This window comes from Serratia sp. MMO-28 (genome assembly GCF_037199905.1).
GTDB lineage: Bacteria > Pseudomonadota > Gammaproteobacteria > Enterobacterales > Enterobacteriaceae > Chania > Chania oryzae.
This window is the reverse complement of record NZ_JBBCVB010000127.1, coordinates 1-229: the sequence shown is the minus strand read 5'-3', so window position 1 is coordinate 229 and position 229 is coordinate 1. Positions and strand designations below refer to the sequence as shown.

General features: G+C 52.8%; 1 protein-coding gene. It reads right to left on the bottom strand.

Annotation, left to right across the window (positions count from 1 at the left end; genetic code table 11):
- Positions 1–229 (bottom strand): arginine deiminase family protein (locus tag WG891_RS26850; protein WP_337265134.1); only part of this gene is annotated, 229 nt, incomplete at both ends.

Genomic DNA, 229 nt, shown 5'->3' with positions numbered 1-229 from the left:
AATACCCAGCGACACTTCATTGGGCACGATCTGCTGATCGAGGATCCACTTTCTGGCTTCAGGCAGTGCCAGCGTTTCTGCCAGCAGATTATGCATTTCGACCACATCCACACCGTGCTCGCGCATCTTGGTCATAAAGTCAAAATGGTCACGCTTGGCGCGCTCAACCCATAGCACATCATCAAACAGCAGTTCATCACAATTGCTTGGCGTCAGCCGGTTGTGCGCC